Genomic DNA, 25,585 nt, shown 5'->3' with positions numbered 1-25,585 from the left:
TGAGAAACGCACAGGTGCTTCTCAGGGGACACCTGGGGGCGACAGGGGTCAGAACAAGCCGTCCTGCACGCCGGGGGTTTGGGCTTCCCGGTGCCGCCTCACCGGAACGGTCAGTTCGTCTCCCGTGGCGGGCACGAGCCCCCATCCGGGCATCAGCCGCGTGTCGAGCACCACGACCCCGCCTCCGGTGGCCAGGTGCAGATCGGGTCCGGCGGCCGCGACCAGCTCCCCGCCGACCGCGCCCCCGGCGACGAGCTCGCTCACGTCCCCGACGGCGACGGGCGCACCGGCGAGCCCGAACACCCCGACGTGGTCGACGACCCGCAGCGGCTCCCGCACGAGCGACTCCGGCCACGCGGGGAGCGCGACCGCCCGCTCGTACAGCGCGGCGACCTCACGGGCCCGGTCGGCGGCGTCCCCGGGCAGCGCGGCCCGCACGGCCCGCTTCTCGGCGTACGGAATCCGGTCGGGCACCCGCAGGGCGGCCCTGAGCAGTTCCTCCGTACGCCGCGCGGCCATGAGCGGACCGACGCCGAGCCAGGTGAAACAGACGGCCCCCTGCTCGAGCAGCCGGGCGGTGCCCCGCTCCCGCGCGGTGATCCCCACCTTGACCATGCCGGGTCCGAACCACGCCAGATACACGCGATACGGCCGTGGATCGTCGGCGAAGGTGTCCGCCGCCACCGAGTGCGCACGGTCCAGCCGCGCACACTCCTCGCACCGCGCCCCCGTACTGCGCCCCGGCACGGTGGCACCCAGCGGACACGCGTGCCCCCGGGCTCCCACGCAGCCGCGCACGCCGCCCTCGGCCACCCCGAAGGCCACCCGCTTCCCCCAGGTCAGCGCGCTGCGCCGCCCGCCGTCCCACACCAGCACGGGACCGTCCGCCGACCATCGCAGCCCCGAGCATCTCCATGCCTGTGCCATCTCTGCCGAGGGTAGGGGGGACCACTGACAGCGGGCGGACCGGCGGGGGGAAGCAGAAAGGGCGGGGAGGCAGAGGTGGACGGGGAGGCAGGGCGGCGGGGAAGCAGAGGTGGACGGGGAGGCAGAGGGCACGGAGGTAGGGGGTGCGGAGGTAGGAGGTGCGGAGGTAGGGGGGTGGCCGACGGAGGAGGACAGATGGCGAACGGCCGATGACGAACTGCCTGGCGGAGGCCGGCGCCGCCTTACCGCCCGGAGTCGGTCCCCGCGGCGGCGACGGTCTCCGGCTCGCCCGTACGCTGCACCGGCATGACCGGCTGCACGGCGCCCGTACCCGCACCCGCCGCCCGGCGTCCACGCCCGGCCAGCCGGCACCCCAGGCACTCCTCGTGCCCGCCCGGCGCCGCCGAGTCCCGCACGCGCCAGCTCCACTCGGCCCGGGGCCGCACCCCCGGCCCCTTGCCCCACCCGGCGAGGTGCAGGGCCCAGGTGACGAGCAGAGCCACGACCCCGATCGCCAGCCCGCCGGCGATCAGCACACCGGAGACCCTGACGATCCCCAGCCCCGCCACACCGGCCCCGACCGAGGCGATGGCGCATCCGATCCATCCCGCGACCGTGTGCCCGTGGTCATACTGATGTGCACTCACGTGTCACTCCCTCGCGCCCGCGCCTGAGGACTCCGACCCATCGAATCCCTCACCTGCTAAGACTTTTACAGCACAAACATCTCACGAACTAAGGGATCTGGGAATGCAAGCGAAGCCTCGTCCGGCCGCCACACCGGAGCAGGCGCTGTCGGCCATGGACCAGCTCATCGCGACTCACCTGGTCGGACAGCATGAGATCGCCCAACAGGTGGGCCTGAGTGTGACCGACCTCACGTGCTTCGCCTACGTCATCGAGGCCGGCGAGAACCTGCCGACGGCAGGCGACCTGGCGGCCCGGGTCCACGTCACCACGGGCGCGGTCACCGGCATCCTGAACCGCCTGGAGCGCGCCGGCTACATCACCCGCCGCCCCGACCCGGAGGACCGCCGCCGCATCCGCGTCGCGGCCCTGCCCGACGCGGTCGCCCGGGTCCGAGAGGTCTACGAGCCGTACTACGCCCGCCTCACGCACCTCTTCGCCGACTACTCACCGGACGAGATCGCGGTCCTGCACGACTGGTTCACCCGCGCGAGCACCCTGGCCGCGACCTACCTGGAAGAACACTGCCGCCCCGACTGACGGACCTACCGGGTCTGCCGAGAGTGCCGGCTCGCCCGTCGGCGCACGGTGAAGACACAGGCGAGCATGCCGAGCGCCCAGGCGATCAGGAGGGCTCCCCACAGCGGCATGGTCACGATCGGCACGAGCAGGCGGATCTCGACGTCGGAGCGGTTCTCGAAGATGAAGACCAGAGCGACCGCGGTGATCAGAACGAACGGCAGGAAGCGGCGCACGCCGGGCCGGGCGAGGAACGACGGGCGCGACTTGTGGTCCGGGCTGGTCTGAGCCATGAGGCACCTCTCCCTCACATCACCCTGCCTCCAGCGTCCCCTTCCTCGACACACCCCGCCACGGCAGCGCGGCCGTCACCGCCACTCCAGGACATCCCCCACGCTCAGCGCCCTCTCCGCGCTCCCCGCGGTGATCTTCTTCGGAGTTGCGCCGGGAGCGATGGCGGAGACGAAGAACTCGAGCCGGGTGCCCTGGAGCGAGGCGAAGATCATCTGCTTGCCCTCCCGCGCGATGGCCCGCACGGTGTTCTTCCGGTCCGTCGCCGGGATGATCGGGCCGCCCAGGGCGCCCTTCGGGGCGTCCGCCGTGCCGTCCAGCCGGGAAGCGTCGAGCGTCCAGAAGGAGTTGTTCCGCTTCGGGTCATCGGCCTTGCCGAGTCGGGGGCCGCACAGCACCGTCCGGTCGTCGACCCAGCCGTAGGGGTAGCAGTCGGCGTCGAACGGAATGGCGGTTGCCTTGACGCGCTTGGCCTTGAGCAGCGCAGCGCCGCGCTGTGGCACGTCGACCACGTTGTAGCCCTGCCAGGTGATGAAGGCGGTCGCCTTGCGCCCGTCGGGACTGATCCGGACTTCCTTGCCGAAGAGCCCGCGCACCGGGTCACCCGCGAGCGCCAGGCCGGCCCCGTCCATGTATTCGCCGTCACCGCCCGCCTGTTCGGTCACCGCGTGATCTCCGGCGACGGAACGGCTGGCGATCCGCACACGATCCGAGGAGTCGGTCTCGGTGAACCAGACGGCACTGCCGTCCTGGGCGAAGACGGCGTTCTCCTCCTTGGGCGTGTCGCCGAAGTCCTCGCCCTGTTCACCGGACAGCTTGGTCAGCTTGCCGCTGGTGTCGACGTAGCCCACCCCGGTCGCCTCGGTCTCCCGATCGATGAGGACGACGGCCATCCGGGAGAAGTCCTTGTCGAAGAGTTGCCGCAACCGGGTGGCGGCGACGGCGCGCGGCCCGTCCTCGGACGTGCCGGCACCGGGGAAGTTGTCCGCGCACAGCTCCACGAGCGGGGAGGCGACGTCATCGGCCTCCGCGACCACGGCCTCGGCCGGGACGGTGAAGGTCCGGGAGACGGTCTGTTTCCACGTGATGGGATCCCAGCCCGTGACCGTCACGCTGGCCGGCTTGCTCGCGGGCACGGTACACGAGGCGGTGACGAGCACACCCTTGTCCGGGAAGGCCCCGCTCCCCTGGCCTGCGTTCTTCCCCCCGCCCTGCTGCCCGGCAGTCGCCTTGGCACCCTTGGCGCCGGGGTCGGCGTCCTCATGGCCCCCACCACACCCCGCGACGAGCGGAAGCAGCACCGCGGCGACGGCCAGCACGGCCCTGCCGCCGCCCCGCCAACGGCTGCCTCCATGGCCCTCTGTTCGCCTCACGCCCACGTCCCCCTCGCGATGTCCTGCCCAACAGCGGCCACGTGATCGTAATGCGAACTGGTGTCGCCAGTCGCGGAGTTAGAGAACGGCCGAGGAGCCGTCGGACGTGGACCGGTTGTCCCGACGGGGCACCGCACCGCTGGACGTCACGCGAGGGTCTCCCTCCCCCGACGTGCGCTGACACCATCCTGTAGCCGGACGCTCCGATGACGTCGTCGGCATTTCACCTGTACGCGTTGATGTCAATGGCTGACGCCAAAGGCCCCCTGGGTTGATCCCAGGGGGCCTTTGATCTGTGTGCACTCGGCAGGATTCGAACCTGCAACCTTCTGATCCGTAGCTCAATGTGGATCGGTCGTTGGCGGTCATAGCGGTCGCAGCCACAACCTGCAGGGTGGTTGACGGACACGTGCGGTCGCTGCGGTTGCTGTACTTCGTTGCTGTACCGCAGCCGACTGCCAGTAGCCGCAGTGGCATCAAGCCGTTGCGTTAGCTTGGTGCGCCTGGATCGTGTTGCCTCGGACCGAAGATTCGGTCAAGTACGGCCAGTGCTGCTTCTCTCCGTTCGCGGCGTCTTGACCATACTGCCGGGCCGAGAACGACCAGGACCAGGAACGTCAGGACGCCGATCACGGCAAGCAAAGCATCGGGAGACCCAGTGGCTGCAGAGATGGCGCCAGCTGTGACGCTACCTCCCACGGCGCCTCCCATGGTGGGCGCCAGTCCAGACATTCGCGTGGTGCTTGGTGGCGGATCCGCGCTTGGGCTGTCGTGGGGCCCAGAGGCAGCCGTATCCTCGGTTGCGTTGATGGTGATCTCCCGTCCGGTGATCGTTGTCAATTCGGCGGCTCCCTGGTGACGCAGGGGGCCGCCGCCTGCTACTTCCTAATGATTACTCGTCGCATGCGAATTGGATCTTTCGGCTTCTGTGACGACTCCCCTTCTGTGACTCCATTCCTCTTTCGAACGTTCTTGTCAAAGGGGGCTTCAAGCTTGCAGTAGACCCGCTTACCGAATCCGTGCATTGCCCTCAGGTCTGGGACTTGCTCTTCTCGGGCTACGGAGATGATCCCCTCTGCCTCAAGCTTCATCCGCCCGCGGGTGACCGTGGCCTCTGATATCCCATACCACTGGGAGGTCCAGTGCTCAGCCAAGGTAAATTCTTTGGGGTCTCGTCGGCTCATGGCAATGAGAAGTAGAGCCTTTGCGGGCAAGGTGAGGCGATTATTCCAGCCATCGCGCCAGTAATCATAGGGGAGCCTGAAGTAGATTTCGCCCAAGCGGCCAGTCTCGCTGCCCGTTGGGCGAGTGTAGGGTCGCCCGGCCCCATCTTCCCTAAGTTTTGTGACACTTACTTTACGACCGGACTGATTGCGAACGATTAGTTGATGTTCTTCAAGCTGACGCCAAAGGCGAGATACCTGCGCAGAGGCGCTTTGAGTGTCATATGAGCCATTGATTGCCCTCGCCCACGTTGTAGACCAATGGGCGGTGTCGAAACTCTCACGTACGGTTACGGCATATACGAGCAGAAGGAGGTCGAGGGCTTTTTCTTGTCGGTTCGCGACAAGGTCAGCCAAGGGCCCCGGCCTGCTCCTTTTCTTGCCGTTCCGGGGGCGCAGTGGAACTTGCACAAAGGATCTCCTGATGGGTACGGCTTGGCCGAGCCTGCGGGATCCGCGGAGCAACTCATCGATGGTTTCGCTTTGGCTGAGCCGAGGTTCGGATGGCATGACCCCATGTTGGACCGTGCATGCCTCGGCGTGCGTCGGTTGGGCCGGAAGGGAGCACCGGGGGCGATGTGCGGTACAGCAAGTGCCGTAGAACATCTGAGTATCAAGACGAACATGACATCTGGCATGACGTCATGGATGCGCCACAAAGGGCGCGCAGCCTGGGACTTTCCCTTTTGATCTTTAACACTTGGATGCCTACAAACTGACGACCGAAATCTCGTTGGTTGCATGGTTGCTGAGGTTGACCGTGAGCCTGAGAAGTCCGACGTCCCTGCGCATGTCCCGAAGGTCGGTGGAGCGGCTTTGGGCTGGAGCTGCCATGGGGCGAGTGATCATGGCCCCGTAAGCTTCCGGCGCGTCGGGCAGTCTGTGGACCTGCCCGGTAAAGCACGACGTTGGGGCCATGATCTTCGAGGCTCGCCCCATGGTGGCTGCCTAAAGCCGTGGAGCCGACCGCCCCAGCCACGGAGGGTGTCTCCCGCTTCATGCCCGCAGCTCGCCAGCGCGCCGCCGGGCGCGGCCAGCCGGGGCGCAGACAGGAGGCAGGCCGCGCCGCAGAGGCGGCGCGCGCCCGCGCCGTGCGCGGGCCTTGATGAAGTAGGGAAAGTTCTACCGCAGGCTCTGCTGATCGCCCCTGACGGCTGTCGCTCCCGCCCCCTAAGCTTGGACATTGCACTGCCATGTCTAGCGCGGTACGGAGGAGAGCTCACCGAATGGGACCGAAGTCAGAGCGGGTCTACCGCACGATCCGCGAGTGGATCTCGACGGGGAAGTACCTGCCTGGCTCCAAGATCCCATCAGAGCGGACCCTGTCCGAAGAGCTGGGCATTGGCCGTACGGCTCTGCGCCAGGTGCTGGCTAAGCTCGTCGCTGAAGGTGCCATCGAGGTCCACGGCCGCAGCTCCTATCGCGTGCCGGATCGGTCCGCAACTACCCAGGCACCGACGGATGTGGAGCCGTGGCAGATCCATGGTGAGCGGACTCTGTACGACAACCGTTGGGTGAAGCTGAGCCTCGTCGACGTTGAGCCGCCGGGAGTCGACCGCTTCGAGCACCACGTAGTGAAGCTGCACCACGTCGCCATCGCGGCCGTCATCGACGACCAGGACCGCGTCCTGATGATGTGGCGCTATCGCTTCGTACCCCAGTCGTTCGGGTGGGAGCTCCCGGGAGGCATCGTCGACGCGGGGGAGGATCCCTTGCAGACGGCGCTGCGTGAGGTCGAGGAAGAGACTGGTTGGCGGCCGGACGCCTTGGAGCACGTGGTCACGTATCAGCCGATGGTGGGCATGGTCGACTCACCGCACGACATCTTCGTAGGCACGGGCGCCAAACTCGTAGGTGAGCCGACGGACCTTGAAGAAGCCGGACACATCGCATGGGTGCCGCTCTCTGATATTCCTGGCCTCATGGCCCGGGGTGAACTCATGGGATCGGGCACGCTGGTCGCCCTGCTGCATGTCCTGTCCTCGCGCTCCGCCGGCAGTTCTCCTACAACCGCTGCGTGAGCTGCTCGACCCTCCGTCGATGACGCACTGACCCCGTACGGCTGGCTATCAAGCGGGCCTGGCGTAGGTGCTCGTGCGCCTGGTCGTGCTCGCCGCGAGCCATGTGCGCCTGGGCTAGGTCGCAGCGCAGTCCGGCGGATGCCCGTATGAAGGTTGGGTCTGCCGTGTCGAGTGCCGTGTAGAGGCTCCCCACTGCCTCGTCGTCACCTACCAGGGCGAGAGCGCTTCCGCGCCAACGGGTGAGGTGCCCCTCGTTCAGGAAGATGCTCAACATGTCCGGGTCGCGGGCCGCATCTCCTGCGGGCAGGCTGCGTGCGGCCCGATCGAGTGCCCGTTGGCAGTCCTCCGGCAACCCTGCACGAGCGCAGATCTCGGCTTCGGCCGCGTACAGCCAAGCCGTCAGCCGCGGGGACATAGTTGATCCTCCGAGCCGCTGCGCATCCCGTATCAGTTGGACGGCCATGGATGCTCGCCCCGCATCACAGAGCACGTACGCCTGCTCGGCCGTGGCGTGTGCGAGGTACATAGGCTCTTCGGCTTCCTTGGCGGCCCGCTTCCCCAGCTCGTAGTGCCGCCAGGCTCGCTCGACCGCACCCACGTCTAGTGCCTGCCATGCGGCCAGCGTCGCCGCTCCGGCCAGTGCTCGCGCGACTGGACGCCGGGTTTCGGGAAGGACCGCGAAGGTCAGGGCTTCTTCCAGCCTCGCCAGATGTGCCGTCATCGCGTCGACCAACCCGGCTGCGCCCATCTGCCGGTCCATGGTTCGGAGCAACTCCGTCTGGTCCATGAACGTGTCGACCATGGTCAGGCTTAGGCTGCGGGCCGCATCGATCCGGCCCATCAGCTCGTCGTATCCATCTGCGGCGACCGGTTGGCCCGACTCCGCCGGCACTCCGGTCAGTTCGGCGTCTGTAACGCCAAGGAGCGCGCGAAGAATCTTCGCGTAGCGAGCCGAGATCTGGCGTCGACCGTTCTCCCACTCGGAGACGTACACGCGCAAGCTGGCCGTTGATGCAACGTCCAAGAGGTGCTGACGCGCGTGTCGTTCAATCTCCCGAACGAGCCGCTCTTGCGACCACTCCCGTGCGTTCCTCGCCGCCCTGAGTCCGTTCGTCACGTCACGCCATCCTGCTCGTGTTCCGGGGACCTAATAGCAGCATGCCTCATATCTCCGCAGGTCGGCAGGGGTTAACGGGATAGGTGTTAACCCCTGTTGGCTACCGGGGCGTTGGCAGAAACGGTTCCCTAGAACCATCGCAGCAAGGCGAGTTGAGAAGCCAAAGCGGCGACAGCGCTTGACATCTGGTGCGCACCAGATGCAACCTTCTGGTGCGCACCAGTTGGGGTGCGACCTCGCAGCTTTGCTGCACTCATCTGTCAACGCACGAGAGCGGCGACCCACCGCCAAGCAAGTACGCCGCTCCCGCCCCTCTCAAGGGAGTTCCATCATGCGTCAGATCCCCGTCGAGACGTCCGGCGCCACCGTGATGGTCGCCAAGGCCCCGCAGCCCAAGGTCAAGGACCGCCGCACCGGCGAGATCGCTATCGACGCCGATGGCGTCAAGCTGATGACCGTGGACGTGATGTTCGCGGCCAATGACGAAGTCGAGATCCTGTCCATCACCGTCCCGGAGCCCGGTATCTCCAGCGACCTGGCCATGGGCACCCCGGTGGCCCTGACGGGCTTGATCGCCCGGCCGTGGGAGAACGAGTTCAACGGCCAGAAGCGGCACGGCATCGCCTTCCGCGCGGTCGCCGTCACCTCGCTGGCCGCCACCGGCTCGGCATCCGAGGCGGCCTGATCATGACCTGGCTCATGGTCGCTGTGATTGTGGTCGTCGCCGCTGCGGGTCTCCTGCGGTGGCGGCGCCCCGCCTGGTACTGGCTGACCTTCGGCGTCGCCCTGGCCACAGTGCGGGTTCTGGTCCGCTACGCCTCGGTCATGGACGCCTGCGGCCTGACGGTCCCGCCCTCGCGCTGGCGCCTGGCCCTGGCCCGGGTGGCCAACCGGCCGGTTCCGGAATCCCGCGTACCACGCATCGTGCGGTTACGGCCGACCCGGACCGGGCTGATCCTTCGGCTCAAGCTCCGCCCCGGACAGGACGCCTTCGACGTGGCAGCCGCCACGGACCGGCTGCGCCACTCCTTCGGGATGTACGGCGTGACCTCCCGCGAAGTCCGCTCCGGCATCGTTGAGGTGCGGATGACCGGCTACGACGTGCTCAAGCAGGTCCAGATGCCCGCGAAGGTCGACTCTGCTCCGATGCGGGTTCCGGTCGCGCTGCGGGAGGACGGATCAGTGCACTACCGCGACTACCGTGCCGTGCCGCACGGCCTGACCCTCGGTGCCACGGAGTCCGGCAAGTCCGTCTATCAGCGCAACCTTGTGGCCGGGCTCGCCCCGATGGACGTCGCCCTGGTCGGCATCGACTGCAAGCAAGGCGTCGAGCTGTTCCCACTGGCCCGCCGGTTCTCCGCTCTCGCCGATAACCCCGACACCGCCCTGGAACTCCTGGAAGCGCTGGTGTCCCACATGGAGGAGGTCTACCAGCTGATCCGGGCCGAGCAGCGCATCAGCGTCGCCGTGCCGGATGCGGAGATAGCCGCCGATATCTGGGACCTGCCCGACGACATCCGCCCCGTCCCGGTCGTGGTCCTGGTCGACGAGGTCGCCGAACTCGCACTCTTCGCCAGCAAGGACGAAGAGAAGCGCCGGGACCGGATCATCACCGCCCTGGTCCGTCTCGCCCAGCTCGGCCGCGCGGCTGGCATCTACCTGGAGATCTGCGGGCAGCGCTTCGGCTCCGAACTCGGCAAGGGCATCACCATGCTCCGCGCCCAGCTCACCGGCCGCACCGCACACCGCGTCAACGACGAAACCTCCGCCAACATGGCCTTCGGCGACATCTCCCCGGACGCCGTCCTGGCCGCCATCCAGATCCCCGCCGAGACACGCGGCATCGCGATCGCCGGGGACTCCACCGGAGGCTGGCACCGCATCCGCGCCCCGCACACCTCGCTGCGCCAGGCCGTGAACACCTGCAACAAGTACGCCGACCGCACCCCTGACGTGCCCGCCCTGGCCCCGTTCCGGCCCGCGGTCGCCGCGCTTCCCTCGGCCCGGGTGCCTCTGTCCAAGACAGCCCCCGCCACCGCCTGACCCTTCCCCGCTTCATCGGTCGGCGTGACCGCTTCGCGCCAGGTCCCTACCCCTGCCATGCCTCATCACAGGAAGGAGCCGTGATGGCCCGCCCCGCTCTTCGTGTCGACGCCGTCTTGGTCCAGGCCGTCATTGCCGGGGCGCTGTCCTTCGCCCACCTCCACGACCTGGCCGCCGCTGCCGGACAGGACGGCTGGAAAGCCTGGGCCTACCCGATCAGTGTCGATCTGCTCCTCGTCGCTGCCTGGCGGCGACTCCGCTCGGACGGCCCGTCCCGGCTGGCCTGGTGCTGGTTCGTCATCGCCCTGGTCGCCTCCCTCGGCGCCAACGTCGCCACCGCCGGACTCCTCGACCTGACCGACGTCCCCGCCTGGCTACGCATCCTCGTCGCCGCCTGGCCCGCCCTGGCCTTCATGGGCGGCACCCTCCTCGCCCACTCCGCCACCGACCCCGTGCCGGATCCGCCGGCACCCGCCGCCCCGGCCACCGAGCCCCACCCTGAGCCGGTCACCGAGACCGAACCAGAAAGTGAGCCCGAGCTGGCCCCGGCGGTCGACGACACTCCGGCCCTCCCGGCTGCCGATCCCGCTCCGGCCGCTCCCGCTCCGGCGGTGCCGGTCCCGGCCGCGCTGGTCGACCACGCCCGCAAGGTCGCCGACGACCACCACGCCCGCACCGGCTCGCCGATCGACACCGACACCCTGCGTGCCCGCCTCGGCGTCCCGCCCCAGCTGGCCGACGCCATCGCCGCCCAACTCGTCTGACCCGAAGGGAGACCCACCGCCATGCCCGCTCGTGACCACTTCCACTCCGTGATGCGCATCGGCCCGGTGCAGATCGGCACCCACCGCGACCGCCACGGCCAGACCAAGTACGCCGCCGTGTGCACCGCCGACCGCTGCGGCTGGTCCTCCGACTACTCCAGCCAGTCCGCCGCCCAGCTCGCCGCCCGCACCCACCGCTGCCGCGTCCACTAGGAGGCCACCGCCATGGAAGTACCGCTCTGGCTCGCGCTGCTCGCCGTCGGCTACCTCGGCGTCAAGCTCATCCGCCCGCCCGCCTGGCTCATCGCCGTCCTGCTGCTCGGCGGCTTCCTCCTCGCCGACAGCGTCCTCGCCCCCGCCATCGACACCGTCGTCAAGTAGCCGAAGGAGACCGCTGATGTTCCGTCCGAAGATCCCGACCATGCCCACACCGACCGGCCACGTCACACCGCCCGCCGTGGTCGAGCCGACCACCATCGCCCCGGCCGCTCAGGTCTCGCAGCCCGCCCCGGTGGCCCCGGCCCCCGCACCCGCCCGGCCGACGGTGCAGCTCACCCCCGGCACCGCACTCGCCCTCGTCGGCGGCGGCACCGCCGTCGTCCTGGTCGTCGGCGCCGTCCTGGTCTCCATGCTCCTGGCGGTCGCCATCACCGGCGCCTCGGTCGCCGTCTGCGCCGTCGTCCTGCGCTCCCTGCTCGCCTCGGAGACGAAGCGACGCTGACTGGCCCCCGGGCGGCTCCGATACCGCCAAGCATCCGCCGCCCGGGCGCCGTGCCCCTGTCCGATCCACTGAACCGGAAGGAACCCCAGCATGACGCACCCCACCACCACGCCGACGCCCCGCATCTGCCCGAACTGCGACGGCTTCGCCACCGCCGCCATCATCACCGGCAACCGTGACCAGCACGGCCACCGGCAGACGCTCATCATCGACTGCCGCGCGTGCCACGGCCAGGGCACCATCCCCGCCCGCCGCGTCCGGGAGGCTGCGCGTGCCTGACCTGCTCGACCCGACCACCCTCGGCGACCTGCTGAGGGTGGCTTCGGCCTCCGACTATGACCGCTGGCACGAGCAGATCCGCCGCACCGGCGGCTGCGCCGACCCCATCCACCTCACCGGCTGGACCCTCACCAAGGACAAGACCACCGGCGAAACCCTGCACCACTACACCACCGCCAACGAGCCGGGCGGCCGTCTCCGTGTCGCCTGCGGCAACCGCCGCGCCTCCCGCTGCCCCTCCTGCGCCTGGACCTACGCGGGCGACACCTACCACCTCATCCGCGCGGGCCTGGCCGGGGACGACCGCCGCGACATCCCCACCACCGTCCGCGACCACCCCCGCGTCTTCGCCACCCTCACCGCCCCCTCGTTCGGCCCAGTCCACAACCGGCCCGACCGGGGTGTCTGCCGCTGCGGAACGCACCACTCTGCCGACGACCCCGCCCTCGGTACCGCCCTTGACCCGGCGACGTACGACTACGCGGGCGCGGTGCTGTTCAACAACTACGCGGGGCAGCTCTGGCAGCGCTTCACCAACCGGCTCCGCCGCGAGATCGCCGCCCGCGCCGGCATCACACAGCGGGAGCTGAAGGAGTGCGCCCGCCTTTCGTACGGCAAAGTCGCCGAGTTCCAAAAGCGCGGCGCCCTGCACTTCCACGCCGTGATTCGCATCGACGGACCCGACGGACCCGAGACCGCCCCGCCGTCCTGGGCCACCGTCGGCCTCCTCACCGACGCAATACGTGCAGCTGCCGAGCACTCCTACACCTCGGTCTCCGTCCCGGCCGCCGACAACCAACCGGCCCGCACCTTCCGCTGGGGCCGACAACTCGACGTGAGGCCCGTGAAGGCCTTCGGCGACGGCTCCGACATCACCGAACAGGCCGTCGCCTCCTACGTCGCCAAGTACGCCACCAAGGCCGCCGAAAACACCGGCACCCTCGACCACCGCATCGGCGAACTCTCCGAACTCGACCGCCACCACGTCCCCGACCACACCCGCCGCCTCATCGAGGCCTGCAAGCAGCTCGACCCGCTCTACCCCGACCGGCGCCTATGGGCCTGGGCACACATGCTCGGCTTCCGCGGCCACTTCTCCTCCAAGTCCCGCCGCTACTCCACCACCCTCGGCGCCCTCCGCCAGGCACGCGCCGACTACCGCGCCGCCCAGGAACACGCCGCCCTCGGCCTGGACGACCGCGAGCCGGACACCGTCCTGGTCCTGGCCGACTGGCAGTACGCCGGACACGGCCACACCCCCGGAGAATCCGCCCTCGCCGCCACCATCGCCCGCGACATCCAACTCAACCGCGAAACCGCCCGCGAAGCCCTACGCGATCAACTCGCCCTGGAAGGAGCCGCAGCATGACCACCGCAGTGATCGAACGGAAGTGGTACACCACCCGTGAGGTTGCCGAGATGCTCGGCTATGGCCTCTCCAAGACCAAGATGCTGGTCCTCACCGGGGAGATCCGCTCCATCAAGGATGGCCGTAACCGCCGCATACTGCCCCGTTACGTTGACGAGTACATCGATCGTCGCGCCCAGGAAGCCGAACAGGGGTGGTCGGCATGAGCGGAAAGCGCGGTAACGGCGAAGGCTCCATCTACCCGTACAGGAACGGCTACGCGGCCTACGTCTGGGTGACCAAGCCGGACGGCAAGCGCGCCCGGAAGTACGCCTACGGCAAGACCCGCGAAGAGGTCCACGAGAAGTGGCTCAACCTTCATTCGGAGGCGAAGAAGGGGCCGGTCGCCACTCGGCACCGGACAGTGGCCGCGTTCCTCACGTACTGGCTCGACTCGGTCGTGAAGCCGAACCTGGCGCCTCTGACGTACGTCTCGTACGAGGGTTGCGTCCGGCTCTACATCGCTCCCCACCTCGGCCCTAAGCGGCTGGACCGGCTCACTGTCCGGGACGTCCGCGAGTGGCTGACCAAACTGGCGACCGTCTGCCAGTGCTGCGCCCAGGGCAAGGACTCAAAGCGGGCACCCGCTCGCCGGAAGTGCTGCGCCATCGGGGAGTGCTGCGAGGCGTACCCCTCCCGCCGCGTGATCCAGGCCGCGCGCGATGCTCTCCGGGCCGCCATGACCCATGCGGTCGCCGAGGAGGAGATCAGCAAGAACGTGGCCTCGCTCGTGAAGGTGCCGAAGCCTCGTCGTCGCCGGATCAAGCCCTGGTCCGTGGCCGAGGCCGGTCAGTTCCTCACCGATGCCGCCGCCCGGGATGACCACCTCTTTGCGGCCTGGGTCCTGGTGCTCTGCCTCGGCCTGCGTCGTGGTGAGGTCCTAGGCCTCACCTGGAAGTCCGTCGATTTCGAGCGGGGAGAGCTGTACGTCGATCACCAGATTCAGCGCGCGGGGCGGGAGATCCTGCACCGTGAGACCAAGACCGAGGACTCCGACGACTTCCTCCCTCTGCCGGCACTCTGCCTCAAGGCGCTGCGGATGCGTCGCGCTCAGCAGATCGGCGACCGGAAAGCCGCCGGGGAGCTCTGGCAGGACAGCCATGATCTGATCTTCACCACGAAGTACGGCACGCCGATCGAGCCGGGCAACATGACCCGCATGTTCGCCCTCCGGGCTCGTCGCGCCGGGCTCCGGGTCATCCCGCTCCGGAACACGCGGCACACGTGCAGCTCGCTTCTGGTCGCGCTGAAGGTGCACCCGAAGGTGGCCCAGCGCATCCTCCGGCACTCGCAGATCGCCATGACGATGGAGGTCTACGCCGAAGCGAGCGAGGAGGAGGTGCGGGCAGCACTGGGCAAGCTGTCCGAAGCCATGGGCGGCGCCGGCTGAGGACTCCGAAACCGTGACCTGCTCTCCAGGGGACCCCGAACCCGGGGTCCCCTACACGCCGTTCGCCTATGCAGCATCCACGGTTAGGGAGTAGTCCACACCAACGGCGAAGTCCTGGGCCTGACCACGAATTGTCAGTGTGTGCTTCCCGGGCTTCAGCGGGGGCAACTGGACCCAGAGGCCGCACCCTGTGGTCGTGAGGCGCTCGTCGGTGCCTGTGACGGGGTTGAAGGCAACGCCCTTCACAGAGATCGGCTCTCCGCGGTTCGTCTCCGATTCGACCTTCGTGCCGTCCAGGACCGCGGACCCCTTGGCCTTGCCCATGAAGATTGCGCAGTCCGCTGGCTCACCCATCAGGTTCACCAGGGGAAACGCGACAGGGACCCCTTTGGGGACGTTGCAAGTGCGCTCGGCCTGAGTGCCGAAGGTACCCGCCAGGAACCACACGTCCTGCGGCTGGTTGCGCTCACAATCGCTCCCATCCTCGTCAGCGACCGGATTGGTGCCTTCGGGTTCCGACAACGCCCACGTCCACCATCGGCTCTGCAGATCCTCAGGAGAGAGACCGTCTTGCGCCGACGACGGCGCACCTGAAGCCCGAGCTGGCGAGTCCCCTGTTCCCTCGGTTGCGCTGCGCCCGCACCCCACCAGCGCCGCCAGGACCATGGTCATGAGCACCACTCTGCTGGTCTTGATCTTCATGAGTTCCCCTCCCCTACTGCGCACGTGCGCGACCCCCGGTCGCATACGGATTGCGCGGACCCTGTCCGCGAGCTGGCCGACCCCCTTGGGCCACCCGTTGCTGTACTCCGCTGCTGTACGCCTCCGAAACGCAAGAGGCCCCGGATCTCTCCGGGGCCTCTTACCTGTGTGCACTCGGCAGGATTCGAACCTGCAACCTTCTGATCCGTAGTCAGATGCTCTATCCGTTAAGCTACGAGTGCTTGTTCTGTTTTATCGCCGCTCCCGGGCCTTCCGGCTCGCTCGCGGCGACAGGAAGAACATTACATGACTGCCGCCGCCATGTGAAATCCGTTAGCCGCACCCCTTGTGACCTGCTGAAACAGCCCCCAGGGGCCGTTCTGGCCCGCGCGGCGCCCCTGGTCGGACGGGCTGGTCGCGCGCGTCCGGACGGTTGACGGCTCGTACGCCGGGCGGGCCTTGCTGTCCCCACCGTGCGGGTCACCGTCACGCGTCACAAGGGCCGGGTACGTGCTCGACCGTCCGCGGTCCCTGAGCGACTCCTGCACTCAGACGGAGAAAAAGCCACAGAAAAAGCTCAGGGAGTCCGGTACGTCTTACCGGACTCCCTGAGCTGAGTGCGGAGGCGGAGGGATTTGAACCCTCGATGGGCTTTAAGACCCAAACCGCATTAGCAGTGCGGCGCCATAGACCGGACTAGGCGACGCCTCCAGCATCACTCCCGCGCGAGCGCGAGCGGTGCGTGCCGATGATGACACAGTCGAGCGTGCTGTCACCAATCGACCCCCACGGTACTAGGCGGGAAGGGCGCAGGGCAAAGGCCTTGTCAGGCCCGTACGGGTACCGCTCGGACGTTCGCGCGCAACATCCCGCGCCGCGTCGCGTTAGACAGCGCATGTTGCGTGCCACTTCCCGGGCCACGGCCCGCCCCGCCCTGCGGCGCCTCCTCCTCGGTGCCGCCGCCTCCGTCGCCGCCGCCGGGTCGCTGACCGCGGCGCCCCCGGCTGCGTACGCCCAGGCCGACGCGACCGGTCTGCCGTCCCCGGCCGCCCGGCCCGGTAACGGCCCGGACCGTGATCACCTCACCGTCACCGTGCGCAACGCCGGCGGCGGGGCCGACGGGACGTTCAAGCTGTACTGCGACCCCGACGGCGGCAGCCACCCCGACCCGGGCGGCGCCTGTGCCGCCCTGGAGCGGGACACGCGCTCGGGGACGGACGTCTTCGCCCCCGCGCCGGAAGACGGCTTCTGCACCATGCAGTACGGCGGGCCCGCCACCGCGCACGTCACCGGCACCTGGGCCGGCCGGCCCGTCAACGCCAAATACGACCGCCGCGACGGCTGCCAGATCTCCCGGTGGGACCGGCTCGTGCCGCTGCTGCCGGACATGAAGGCCACAGGGAAGGGCTGACGCCGACCGTCAGCGAGGGAGGGGGCGGACGGTCGCGGTCCTTTGCGCCACACTCCGCCCCCATTCCGCCAGCCGGGTGCGGCTCGGCCGAAAGGTACAGAAACGCCGCTCTCGTAAAGGTCCCGCGAAGGTCCCGCGACGTCGTCGCAGGAGGGCGGGCGTTTCACGGTCCCCCGGTCGTCGGTTCGGGGTCACTTCCGCGTGCGGCCTCCCTCTCATCCGGCGTCGCGAGCGCAACCACAGCCCTTAGACTCCCTCGCGTGACACGCCGCGGGACGGTTGGCAAGATGGCCCGAGCGGTCGGCAAGGTGCGGTAACAGGGAGGAAGCGTCTCGTGAGCAGCAGGCCATCCCGAGGCGCTGCTCGCCTCGCAGCCATACTGGATGCCCTCCCCGACGCGTTGGTGCTGGTCAACGCCAACGGCACGGTCGTCAACGCCAACACCATCGCCCTGGAGGCCTTCGAGACCCCGGGCACCGCTCTCGTGGGGCGCGGGCTCCTCGATCTGCTGCCGCAGTTCGACTCCAAGCTCATCCCCGGCTCCATGCGCCGGCCGGAACACCTCGATCCGCACGCCCGGACCAAGCCGACCCGCATGATCGCGCGCAGGACCGACGGGACCGAGTTCCCCGTCGAGGTCACCAGTGCGAATCTCGAGAACGGACAGCAGGCCTACGACGGTTACGGCTACACCGGCGACGAGCTGCTCATGCTCGTCGTACGCGATCTGTCCGGGACCGTGGACACCGAGGCGGAGCTCGCCCGGTCCCAGCGGCAGACCGAGATGATCCTGCGGGCCGCGGCCGAAGGCGTCGTCGGCACCGACACCGACGGGCGGATCGTGCTCGTCAACCCGGCCGCCGCCCAGATACTGGGTTTCCGGGCCAGCGACCTCGGCGGGCGCGCACTGCACGACCTCGTGCTGCACTCGCGCGCCGACGGCTCGCCCTTCCCCTACGAGGACTCGCCGCTCGCGGACACCCTGCGCTCCGGGCGCAAGCACCGGGTGCGCGGGCAGGTGCTGTACGCCAAGGACGGCGGCAAGGTGCCGGTCGACCTGACGACCGCGCCCGTGCGCGACGGCGACCAGCTCGTCGGCGCCGTGATGACCTTCACCGACCGGCGGCCCTACGACGCCGTCGTCGAGGAGAAGGAGGCGGCGCAGAAGCGGCACGAGGAAGAGCTGGAGCGGATCGCCGAGGAGCACGCCTCCGAGCTCACCGCGCTGCGCCAGCAGCACGTCACCGAGCTGGAGGAGCTGACCGAGCGGCACGCCGAGGAACTCGCCGCCCACGAGGAGCGGTACGCCGCGCTCGGGGAGCGGGAGAAGGACCGGTTCGAGGCGCTCGCCGCCCGGCACGAGCAGTTGCTGACCCTGCTCGGCCGGTCGCTGCGCGGCCCGCTGGAAGAACTGCGCCGCGAGCTGGCCGCGCTCGCCTCGGACGACGCCGGGCAGCTGTGGCCCGAGGCCAACCAGGTGCTGCACCACCTGTCCGCCGGCTACTCGCGCATCACGACCCTGATCGACAACGTCCTCGGGTACCAGCGTCTCGACGCGGGCGGTGAGGACATCGCCCGTACGAAGGTGATGCTGGACGCCGTCGTCGCCGCCGGGGTCGACGGGGCGGTCGAGCTGATCGGGCCCGGGCGGGTGCAGTTCGCCGTGCACGCGCCGCCCATCGAGGCCGAGGTCGATCCGCGGCTGCTCGCCACGGCCCTGGCGCACCTCGTCGCCGACGTGGCCGGGGTCGACGCGACCGGCAATACGCCCGTGTCGGCGGGCGGTTACCTGGACAACACCGTCGTGGTGGCGGCGGCCCAGCGCGGCGAGGTCGTCCGGATCGAGGTGCGCGGGCCGTACGCCGGTGGCGACACCGTGCACGAGCCGATCGTGCGCGGGATCGTCCGGGCCCACGGTGGCGTGCTGCAGACGCACGACGTACCGGGGATGAGCGGGAGCGCGTACGTCCTCGAGGTGCCGATCGGCGGTGGGGCCGGGGCCGTTGCCACCCAGCAGGTGGACGAGTCCGCCGCGCTCGCCGTCGTCGACCCGGCGGAGCCCGCCGCCGTGGACCCCGCGGCCGTGGATCCCGCTGCCGTCGGTTCCGCCGGGCAGGGCTCCGGTGGGCGGCGCCGGGCGCGCCGGGCCACCACCGACGCCTTCCTGGACGGGGACGTTCCGGGTGAGGGTGACGGGGCCGGTGCTCCCGGAGCCGACGGAGCCGCGCCCACCGGGCGGCGCAGGCGGCGGGCCGCCGGGGAACCGGCCGCTCTTCCGGCGCAGGCGTCCGGTGAGGAGGCCGCTGCGGGTGCTGTGGCGGGTGCTGCGTCCGGCGGCACCGGGCGACGGCGGCGCGCGGCGGAGGAAGCCGGTGCGGAAGCCGTCGGCACTGCCGTCCAGGGTGTCGCCGAGGGGGCCGTGGTGACGGCCGCCGAGCACGCGGCCGGGGCCGCCGCCTCGAACACGGGCCTCGGCGGAACCGTGCCGCCGCAGGGCGTGCCCGCGCCGTCCGGGCGGCGGGCCCGGCGTGAGCCGGGGGAGCAGGCGGCGCTGCCGCCCGCGCTGCCCGCGGCGTCGTCCGGTGGTGAGTCCGCCGGTTCGGCCGATGCGGCCCAGGGGCAGGACCGGCAGCCGACCGGGCGCCGACGGCGTGCGCTGGCCGCCGCCAACGAACGGGCGGCCGCCGCGCAGGAGGCGGCAGCGGCCGGGCCGCGTCCGGTGTTCGCCCTGCCGCCGGCCGGATCCGATCAGACTCCACCCCCGACCCAGCAGGAAGCCCCGGCGGAGGCCGCCCCTGGCCTGGCTCCGGCCCAGGAGCAGGTGCCCGGACAGGGCTTGGCTCCGGCCCAGGGGCAGGTGCCGGGACAAGGCCTGGGGCAGGTGCCCGCTCAGGGGCAGGTGCCCGGACAGGGCCTGGGGCAGGTGCCGGCTCAAGGGCAGGTGCCCGGACAGGGCCTGCCTCCGGTGCAGGGACAGACGCCCGGGCAGGGACAGGGCCTGGCTCCAGTTCAGGGGCAGGTGCCCGCTCAGGGGCAGGTGCCCGGACAGGGCCTGGGGCAGGTGCCGGCTCAGGGGCAGACGCCCGTGCAGGGGCAGACGCCCGGGCAGGGCGTGGCGCCCGTGCAGGGGCAGGTGCCTGCTCAAGGGCAGCCGCAGCAGGTTGTGGCGGCCCCCGGGGCGGCCGGCGCCGGTCACGGGACCGCCGACGAGGGGCGGCACGACGCCGTTCCGCACGACCAGTCCGCCGATCACACTCCACCGCAGCCGCATCCGACCAGTGCGCCGACCGGCCGTCGGCGACGGGCCGTCGCGGCGCCGCAGCCGGCCGAGGGGGCCGCAGCGCCGGTGCCTGGAGCTGCCGACCAGGTGGGCCCGGTGCCTGCGGGTTCCGCGCCCGCGGGTTCGGGCGGGCCCGTACCGCCCAGTTCCCTGCCTGCCGCCGCCGTGCCGGCGGGGTCCGTTCCCGGCGCGGCCGCGCAGGGTGCTGCCGCGCAGCAGGACGCCACCGGCCAGTTCCCGCCGGGGCAGGCCGCGCCCGTACAGGCCGGTGCCGTGCAGGGCGGCGCCGTACCGCCGCAGGGCGTCGCCCCCCAGGTGCACGCGCCGCAGGGCGTGTCCGTACCCGCTCAGGGCGGGCTCGGACAGAGTGTGCAGGCTGCTCTCCCCGGGCAGGTCCTGCAGCCCGCGGCCCCGGCCCAGCCGCTGCCGCAGCAACCCGCCGTCGGCCGGCCGCTCCCCGCGGAGGCGGCTCCGGGGCAGGCCGTCCCGCCCCAGGGCACGAACGGCCAGGGAATCCCGGCAGCTCAGGGCGTCCCCGCAGCTCAGGGAACTCCACCTCAGGGCACTCCGGCCCAGGGCACGAACGCCCAGGGCACGAACGCCCACGGCATCAACGCTCAAGGCATCAACGCCCAGGGCACGCCCGCTCAGGGAGTTCCCGCCCACGCAACCCCGGCCCACGGAGCCCCCGCCCAGAACCCGAACGCCCACGCGGCCAACGCCCAGAACCCGAACGCCCACGGAACCCCTCCGCACGGCGCCCCCGCCGCCCAGCCCTGGCCCGCCGCCGACGACGCGACCGGGGCCGGGACCGCGCACCCGGCGCCCGCCAACGGCACGCCGCCCCGGGGACCGCAGCAGCACACCCCCGCGCCGGGCACCCCGCTGCCGCCGGAGGGCGCGCGACGGGCGGCCCAGCCGTTGCCCGCGGAGGCCGCCGCACCCGTCGATCCGAACTCGACCCAGGGGCGTGCGATCAGCGTGCGGACGCTGGGCCAGGGTGTGCCGTTCACCCGGCAGGCGGCCCAGGTCCAGCAGCCGCCGGCCGTACCCGTCCCGCACTCCGGCCCGCAGCAGTCGGCCACGCCTCCCCCGCACCAGCCGGGCGGATCGGGCCGGCGTCGCAAGCTCGGCACGCCGCCCGACCCCGCGACGCGTACGGACCAGGCGGGCCGCCCCGAGCAAGGGCAGCCGCGTCCGGCGGAGCAGGGGCCCCGTCCGGAGCAGGTCGCGCGGCCGCGTCCGGCGGGTGAGCCCACGCCGCCGCCGGTCGCCGCCCAGATCCCGGGCCCGGCCACCGCACCCGTACCGGGGCAGCCGTCCCTCGCCGGTCAGTCGCGTCTCGCGCAGATGACCGAGGGCGGCGGGCGCTCGTACGCCATAGGCGCGCCGGACGAGAACGCCGCCGAGGGGCCCGAGCCGCTGGACGGTCCCGGCGGGGCCGTCGAGGTGGCCGATCCGCCGCGGCCGCAGCCGATGGACGACGAGTTGCCGCCCGAGCCGCTGGACAACCCGCGGCGGCTGCTGGTCTGGCCCGCCCCGGACGTCAGTACGCAGCAGGCGCTGAGTGACCGCGGCTACCGCCCGGTGATCGTGAACTCGCGCGAGGAGGTCGACGCGCAGATCGCGGCGTTCCCGGCCGCGCTGTTCGTCGACCCGCTGACCGGGCCGATCACGCGGACGGCGCTGCAGTCGCTGCGGCAGGCCGCCGTGGCCGCCGAGGTGCCCGTGCTGGTCACGGCCGGGCTCGGGCAGGCCTCGCGGGATGCGGCGTACGGTGCCGATCCGGCCGTGCTGCTGAAGGCGCTGGCGCCGCGCGACAGCGAGCAGCACCCGCCGCGGGTCCTGCTGATCGAGGAGCACGCGGAGATCGCGCTGGCGCTGACGGCGACGCTGGAACGGCGCGGGATGCAGGTCGCGCGGGCCGCGAGCGACGCGGACGCGGTGACGCTGGCGGGGCAGTTCCGGCCGAACCTGGTCGTGATGGACCTGTTGCAGGTGCAGCGGCGGCAGGGGGGACACGCCGGGATCGTCGACTGGCTGCGGGCGAACGGGCAGCTCAACCGCACCCCGCTGGTCGTCTACACCGCCGCCGTCGACCAGGCCGACCTGCCCCGGCTGGCCTCCGGGGAGACGGTGCTGTTCCTCGCGGAGCGGTCCACCAGTTCCGAGGTGCAGTCCAGGATCGTCGACCTGCTCAGCCGCATCGGCACCAACTGAGCCCCTGGCCTCTGTCCTACCGTGCCGTCAGTCGGCGGGCCGCCTCCTTCACCGACGCCCGCAGGCGGTCCCGGTCCGGCTCGTCCTCGCCGACCAGGATGCGCCGCATCTGCGGGACGACGGCGGTCCAGTTGGCCAGGGCGGTCAGCAGGAACAGCAGGTCGGCGGCCGGGATCGCGTCGGTGACGACGCCCCGCTCCTGCCCGTCGCGCAGGGCGGCGACCTTGCGGACGTAGTGCTCCCGGCGGTCGGACTCGTGGGGCAGCTCGGTGCTGCCGTACTCCAGGCCCTCCCAGAAGAGCAGGCGCAGCAGCTCGGGGTGGGCGGCGTGGTAGTCCATGAGGCGGTCGACCCAGCCCTCGATGTCGTCCGGGTCGACGGGGACGGCCTCGGCGAGGTGGAGCATCTTCTTCTCGAGGACGATCGCGAACAGCTCCGCCTTGTTGCCGAAGTAGGCGTAGATGAGCTGCTTGTTCGCCTTCGCCTCGGCGGCGATGCGGTCGATGCGGGCGCCGGCGATGCCGTGCCGGGCGAACTCGGCGACCGCCGCCTCGAAGATCCGGGCCTTGGTGGCCTCGGGGTCCCTTGCTGCCATGGGGGAGAGGGTAGCGCGGGCAGGTAACCAACTGTTTGGTTGACAGGGAATGGCGGAGCGCCACAGACTGTTCCCCCATCAGCCAACCAACCAGTTAGTTGTTAGAGTCGACTCCAAGGAGTCCCTTCCCATGCCGTCAGCGACCACCACCGCCCCGCCGGCCACGGCCTTCGAGCGCCGGGCCCGGACGCCCGCGCCCGGCCTCTTCCTCACGTTGCTCGCCGTGTGCAGCGCGGTCACCGCCGCCAACATCTACCTCGCCGCGCCGCTGCTTCCTCTCATGGCCCGGGACTTCGGCTCGGCGCCCTCGGCCATCGCCTGGATCGCCTCGGTCGCCCAGCTCGGCTACGCGGTCGGTCTGCTGTTCTTCGCCCCGCTCGGCGACAGTGCGAACCGGCGCCGGCTGGTCGCCGGACTCACGCTGGTCACCGCGCTCTCCCTGGGTGCCGCCGCGGCCGCCCCGGGCGTCGCCGTCCTCGCGGTCGCGATGTTCGTCGCCTCGGCGGCCACCGTCATCCCCCAGCTGCTGGTCCCGCTGGTCGCCGAGCGGGCCCCCGCCGAGCGGCGTGCCCTGCATGTCGCGGCGGTCATCGCGGGCCTGTTCCTCGGCATCGTCGGAGCCAGGGTGCTGGGCGGGCTGGGCGGGCAGGCCTTCGGCTGGCGCTGGGTGTTCGCCGGTGCGGCCGTGCTCACCCTCGTGCTGGGGCTCGCGACGGCGGTGGTCCTGCCGTCGCGGCGGCGCCGGGAAGGCCCGCTGTTCGCGGGGCTCGTCGCGCTGCCGTCGGTGCTGCGGAGCTCGCCGGAGCTGTGGCGGGCGTGTGTGCGGCAGGCCGGGATGTTCGGTGCGTGGAGCGCGCTGTGGACCTCGCTGGCGCTGTTGCTGACCGGGCCGGAGTACGGGCTGTCCACCGCGACGGCCGGGCTGTTCGGGCTGTTCGGCCTGACCGCGAGTGCGGTGGCGCCGCTGGCGGGCGGGCTGGTGGACCGGTTCGGTGCGGCGCGGGTCGTGCGGTCGGCGTACGCGGTGGCGGCCGTGTCGGTGCCGCTGTTCTGGCTGGGCGGGCAGGTGCTGGGGGCGTTGTTCGCCGCGGCGATCGCCGTGCACGCGGCGCTGGTCGCCTCGCACGTCGCCAACCAGACGCTCGCCCTGACCGCGACCTCCACCCCCGCCACGGCCAACACCGCCTACGTCGTCGCCGGTTTCGCGGGCGGCGCGGCCGCTTCGGCCCTCGCGGGGGCCGCGTTCAGCCACTTCGGCTGGGGCGGGGTGTGCGCGGTGGCGGGCGTGTGGCTGGTGCTGGGGTGGGGGCTGACGTCCGGACGCCGGTGAGTGCGGGGGCTGACCTCCGGACGCCGGTGCGGTCGGGAGCGCCGGGCGGTCCGGGACGCCGGCGGGTACGGCGTTCCGGGCGGTTCGGTCGACCGGGACCGGCATGCGGGGCGGCTCGGCGCACCGGGCGGGCCCCCTGGGCCGGGACCGCCGCACCGGGCGGGTGCCATCTGCCGAGACCGGCGTATCGGGCGCGTCCATCGGCCGGTACCGGCGTACCGGGCGCGTCCCGTCGGCCGGTACCGGCATGGCTGACGGGCCCGGACCAGGCGTCAGGACGACGGCTGGGGTGGCACGCGGTTCGGGCGTTCGGAGGTGGCCGAGCTGCGCTCGCCGATCGCGAACGTGGACGAGTCGACCGTGCCGATGTGGATGCTGCCCTGGGGCGCCTCCGGCCTGGTCAGGAAGTCCCGCAGGGTCCGGCCCGTGGGGGCGATGTGGGGCGCGATGCTGACCAGGAAGGCGACGCCGAGCACCACGGCGGCCAGCTGCCCGACGTAGCCGAGCAGCGCGGCCAGGGGCGGGACGGTGAACGTCAGGAAGGCCAGCGCGAAGAAGGTGGGGACGTGCTCCCGGTCCTCCTTCCTGCGGGCCGCCGCGCGTTCGTGGAAGTCGACGTCCCCCTCGTCGTTGTGGTCGACGACCTTCCACCCGGTGATGTCCCGGGCCGCGACGGACAGCCGAAGCGTCACGGACCGGCCCCGCTCCAGGTGCCCGACGGTGAAGACCGCCTCGCTCACGGCCTGTTCCAGGTCGGGGCGCCTGGTCACCCCCATCTCGCGCTCGGGCTGTGACGTCGGCACCGCTTCGAGGATCCGGGCGTCCTGCGGGAAGCTGAAGCGCAGTTGCTCGTTCTTGACGACCCGGTTGCCGCTGTTCTCGACCCGGAATTCGACCGAGCTCAGGCCCTCGATGGGAAAGTCGTCGAAGCTGAGCCGGAGCCGGCGGCGCATGGTGTCGTCGGTGGACACCATGGCGTTGCTGACCTCGGCGTCCCAGGAGAGCCGCTTGGTCGGTTCGCGGCGGAGCTTCATGCGCTCGATGGCGACGGTGCCCAGGATGCCGAGGACGACGCCCACGACGGCCACGACGAGGTTCTGCTGGAACTCGGACAGCACGCCCTCGGCTGCCGCCGTCACGGCAGGAGCCGCTCCCCCCTGCATGTCGGTTCCCCCGTCTCCCCGGCCCGGTGCCCGGCCCCTCGATCCAACCAGAAGTGAGGGGCCGGGGCGGGCAGGTCGCCGGTGTCCGTGCCGGGGCAGGCAGGTCGCCGGCCTCCGTACC

The 25,585-nt window shown here is 70.9% G+C and carries 24 protein-coding genes and 2 tRNA genes; 15 read left to right on the top strand and 11 right to left on the bottom strand.

From position 1 onward, the window contains the following. Positions 1–48: 48 nt before the first annotated feature. The gene (locus ACFZDI_RS23940) at positions 49–927 is read right to left on the bottom strand and encodes a DUF2797 domain-containing protein (RefSeq protein WP_391253102.1); all 879 of its coding nucleotides are present in this window, start codon (positions 925–927) and stop codon (positions 49–51) included. Between the two features lie 242 nt (positions 928–1,169). Continuing rightward, positions 1,170–1,574, bottom strand: a complete 405-nt coding sequence (locus ACFZDI_RS23935; protein ID WP_234850755.1) for an HGxxPAAW family protein — start codon at positions 1,572–1,574, stop codon at positions 1,170–1,172. A 103-nt stretch (positions 1,575–1,677) separates the two neighbouring features. On the opposite strand from ACFZDI_RS23935, the gene ACFZDI_RS23930 reads away from it, so the two are divergent. Next, on the top strand, positions 1,678–2,154 hold the full coding sequence (locus ACFZDI_RS23930) for a MarR family winged helix-turn-helix transcriptional regulator (protein ID WP_234850756.1): 477 nt from the start codon (positions 1,678–1,680) through the stop codon (positions 2,152–2,154). A 5-nt stretch (positions 2,155–2,159) separates the two neighbouring features. Here ACFZDI_RS23930 and ACFZDI_RS23925 read toward each other — a convergent pair whose 3' ends face one another. The 3 genes from ACFZDI_RS23925 to ACFZDI_RS23915 all read right to left on the bottom strand — a co-directional run bounded on the left by ACFZDI_RS23925 (position 2,160) and on the right by ACFZDI_RS23915 (position 5,077). Beyond that, on the bottom strand, positions 2,160–2,426 hold the full coding sequence (locus ACFZDI_RS23925; RefSeq protein ID WP_234850757.1) for a hypothetical protein: 267 nt from the start codon (positions 2,424–2,426) through the stop codon (positions 2,160–2,162). Between the two features lie 75 nt (positions 2,427–2,501). After that, positions 2,502–3,797 carry a hypothetical protein gene (locus tag ACFZDI_RS23920; protein WP_391253099.1) on the bottom strand — a complete coding sequence of 432 codons (1,296 nt, stop codon included), beginning with the start codon at positions 3,795–3,797 and terminating at the stop codon, positions 2,502–2,504. A gap of 878 nt (positions 3,798–4,675) precedes the next feature. Then, complete coding sequence (locus tag ACFZDI_RS23915; protein ID WP_391253097.1) at positions 4,676–5,077, bottom strand: hypothetical protein; 402 nt, start codon at positions 5,075–5,077, stop codon at positions 4,676–4,678. Positions 5,078–6,246: 1,169 nt separating this feature from the next. On the opposite strand from ACFZDI_RS23915, the gene ACFZDI_RS23910 reads away from it, so the two are divergent. Continuing rightward, positions 6,247–7,041, top strand: a complete 795-nt coding sequence (locus tag ACFZDI_RS23910) for an NUDIX domain-containing protein (protein WP_391253095.1) — start codon at positions 6,247–6,249, stop codon at positions 7,039–7,041. On the opposite strand, the gene ACFZDI_RS23905 is transcribed toward ACFZDI_RS23910, so the two are convergent. Further along, entirely contained in the window at positions 7,025–8,158 is a 1,134-nt protein-coding gene (locus tag ACFZDI_RS23905) for an XRE family transcriptional regulator (RefSeq protein ID WP_391253093.1), read from the bottom strand. The genes ACFZDI_RS23910 and ACFZDI_RS23905 overlap by 17 nt on opposite strands. A gap of 331 nt (positions 8,159–8,489) precedes the next feature. Between ACFZDI_RS23905 and ACFZDI_RS23900 the strand changes: the two genes are divergently transcribed. The 10 genes from ACFZDI_RS23900 to xerC all read left to right on the top strand — a co-directional run bounded on the left by ACFZDI_RS23900 (position 8,490) and on the right by xerC (position 14,763). Continuing rightward, entirely contained in the window at positions 8,490–8,843 is a 354-nt protein-coding gene (locus ACFZDI_RS23900; protein WP_391251563.1) for a hypothetical protein, read from the top strand. Between the two features lie 2 nt (positions 8,844–8,845). After that, positions 8,846–10,201 (top strand): FtsK/SpoIIIE domain-containing protein, encoded by a 1,356-nt coding sequence (locus tag ACFZDI_RS23895; protein ID WP_391253091.1) that lies wholly within the window; start codon positions 8,846–8,848, stop codon positions 10,199–10,201. An 83-nt stretch (positions 10,202–10,284) separates the two neighbouring features. Further along, positions 10,285–10,965, top strand: a complete 681-nt coding sequence (locus tag ACFZDI_RS23890; RefSeq protein ID WP_391253089.1) for a DUF2637 domain-containing protein — start codon at positions 10,285–10,287, stop codon at positions 10,963–10,965. Positions 10,966–10,986: 21 nt separating this feature from the next. Next, positions 10,987–11,178 (top strand): mobile element transfer protein, encoded by a 192-nt coding sequence (locus ACFZDI_RS23885; protein ID WP_391253087.1) that lies wholly within the window; start codon positions 10,987–10,989, stop codon positions 11,176–11,178. Positions 11,179–11,190: 12 nt separating this feature from the next. Further along, the gene (locus tag ACFZDI_RS23880) at positions 11,191–11,346 is read left to right on the top strand and encodes a hypothetical protein (protein WP_391253085.1); all 156 of its coding nucleotides are present in this window, start codon (positions 11,191–11,193) and stop codon (positions 11,344–11,346) included. 16 nt (positions 11,347–11,362) lie between these two features. Further along, on the top strand, positions 11,363–11,686 hold the full coding sequence (locus ACFZDI_RS23875; RefSeq protein WP_391253083.1) for a SpdD-like protein: 324 nt from the start codon (positions 11,363–11,365) through the stop codon (positions 11,684–11,686). A 90-nt stretch (positions 11,687–11,776) separates the two neighbouring features. Next, entirely contained in the window at positions 11,777–11,965 is a 189-nt protein-coding gene (locus tag ACFZDI_RS23870) for a hypothetical protein (RefSeq protein ID WP_391253081.1), read from the top strand. Next, positions 11,958–13,334 carry a replication initiator protein RepSA gene (gene repSA / locus ACFZDI_RS23865; protein ID WP_391253079.1) on the top strand — a complete coding sequence of 459 codons (1,377 nt, stop codon included), beginning with the start codon at positions 11,958–11,960 and terminating at the stop codon, positions 13,332–13,334. The genes ACFZDI_RS23870 and repSA overlap by 8 nt, the downstream gene beginning before the upstream one ends. Next, positions 13,331–13,540, top strand: a complete 210-nt coding sequence (locus ACFZDI_RS23860; protein ID WP_388467750.1) for a helix-turn-helix domain-containing protein — start codon at positions 13,331–13,333, stop codon at positions 13,538–13,540. The genes repSA and ACFZDI_RS23860 overlap by 4 nt, the downstream gene beginning before the upstream one ends. After that, positions 13,528–14,763 (top strand): tyrosine-type recombinase/integrase, encoded by a 1,236-nt coding sequence (xerC, locus tag ACFZDI_RS23855; protein ID WP_391253076.1) that lies wholly within the window; start codon positions 13,528–13,530, stop codon positions 14,761–14,763. Before ACFZDI_RS23860 ends, xerC begins: the two co-directional genes overlap by 13 nt. Positions 14,764–14,829: 66 nt before the next feature. Here the strand turns inward: xerC and ACFZDI_RS23850 are convergent, their stop codons facing one another. From ACFZDI_RS23850 to ACFZDI_RS23840, 3 genes are all read right to left on the bottom strand, one after another. Then, positions 14,830–15,465 carry a signal protein gene (locus tag ACFZDI_RS23850; protein ID WP_391253074.1) on the bottom strand — a complete coding sequence of 212 codons (636 nt, stop codon included), beginning with the start codon at positions 15,463–15,465 and terminating at the stop codon, positions 14,830–14,832. A 169-nt stretch (positions 15,466–15,634) separates the two neighbouring features. Further along, a tRNA-Arg gene (locus ACFZDI_RS23845) sits at positions 15,635–15,707 on the bottom strand. A 378-nt stretch (positions 15,708–16,085) separates the two neighbouring features. Continuing rightward, positions 16,086–16,176, bottom strand: a tRNA-Ser gene (locus tag ACFZDI_RS23840). A gap of 184 nt (positions 16,177–16,360) precedes the next feature. Between ACFZDI_RS23840 and ACFZDI_RS23835 the strand changes: the two genes are divergently transcribed. Together ACFZDI_RS23835 and ACFZDI_RS23830 are read left to right on the top strand one after the other, a co-directional pair. Then, positions 16,361–16,876 (top strand): SSI family serine proteinase inhibitor, encoded by a 516-nt coding sequence (locus ACFZDI_RS23835; protein ID WP_391253072.1) that lies wholly within the window; start codon positions 16,361–16,363, stop codon positions 16,874–16,876. A 334-nt stretch (positions 16,877–17,210) separates the two neighbouring features. After that, entirely contained in the window at positions 17,211–22,376 is a 5,166-nt protein-coding gene (locus tag ACFZDI_RS23830) for a PAS domain-containing protein (RefSeq protein ID WP_391253070.1), read from the top strand. Positions 22,377–22,392: 16 nt separating this feature from the next. Here the strand turns inward: ACFZDI_RS23830 and ACFZDI_RS23825 are convergent, their stop codons facing one another. Then, complete coding sequence (locus tag ACFZDI_RS23825; RefSeq protein ID WP_234850656.1) at positions 22,393–22,971, bottom strand: TetR family transcriptional regulator; 579 nt, start codon at positions 22,969–22,971, stop codon at positions 22,393–22,395. 130 nt (positions 22,972–23,101) lie between these two features. Here ACFZDI_RS23825 and ACFZDI_RS23820 point away from each other — a divergent pair, with 130 nt between their 5' ends. Continuing rightward, complete coding sequence (locus ACFZDI_RS23820; protein ID WP_391253068.1) at positions 23,102–24,301, top strand: MFS transporter; 1,200 nt, start codon at positions 23,102–23,104, stop codon at positions 24,299–24,301. Positions 24,302–24,573: 272 nt separating this feature from the next. Here ACFZDI_RS23820 and ACFZDI_RS23815 read toward each other — a convergent pair whose 3' ends face one another. Beyond that, positions 24,574–25,440 carry a hypothetical protein gene (locus ACFZDI_RS23815; protein WP_391253066.1) on the bottom strand — a complete coding sequence of 289 codons (867 nt, stop codon included), beginning with the start codon at positions 25,438–25,440 and terminating at the stop codon, positions 24,574–24,576. Positions 25,441–25,585: the final 145 nt, after the last annotated feature.

This window comes from Streptomyces sp. NPDC007907, from assembly GCF_042959365.1.
GTDB lineage: Bacteria > Actinomycetota > Actinomycetes > Streptomycetales > Streptomycetaceae > Streptomyces > Streptomyces indiaensis.
This window is presented reverse-complemented; position numbering and strand designations above follow the sequence as displayed.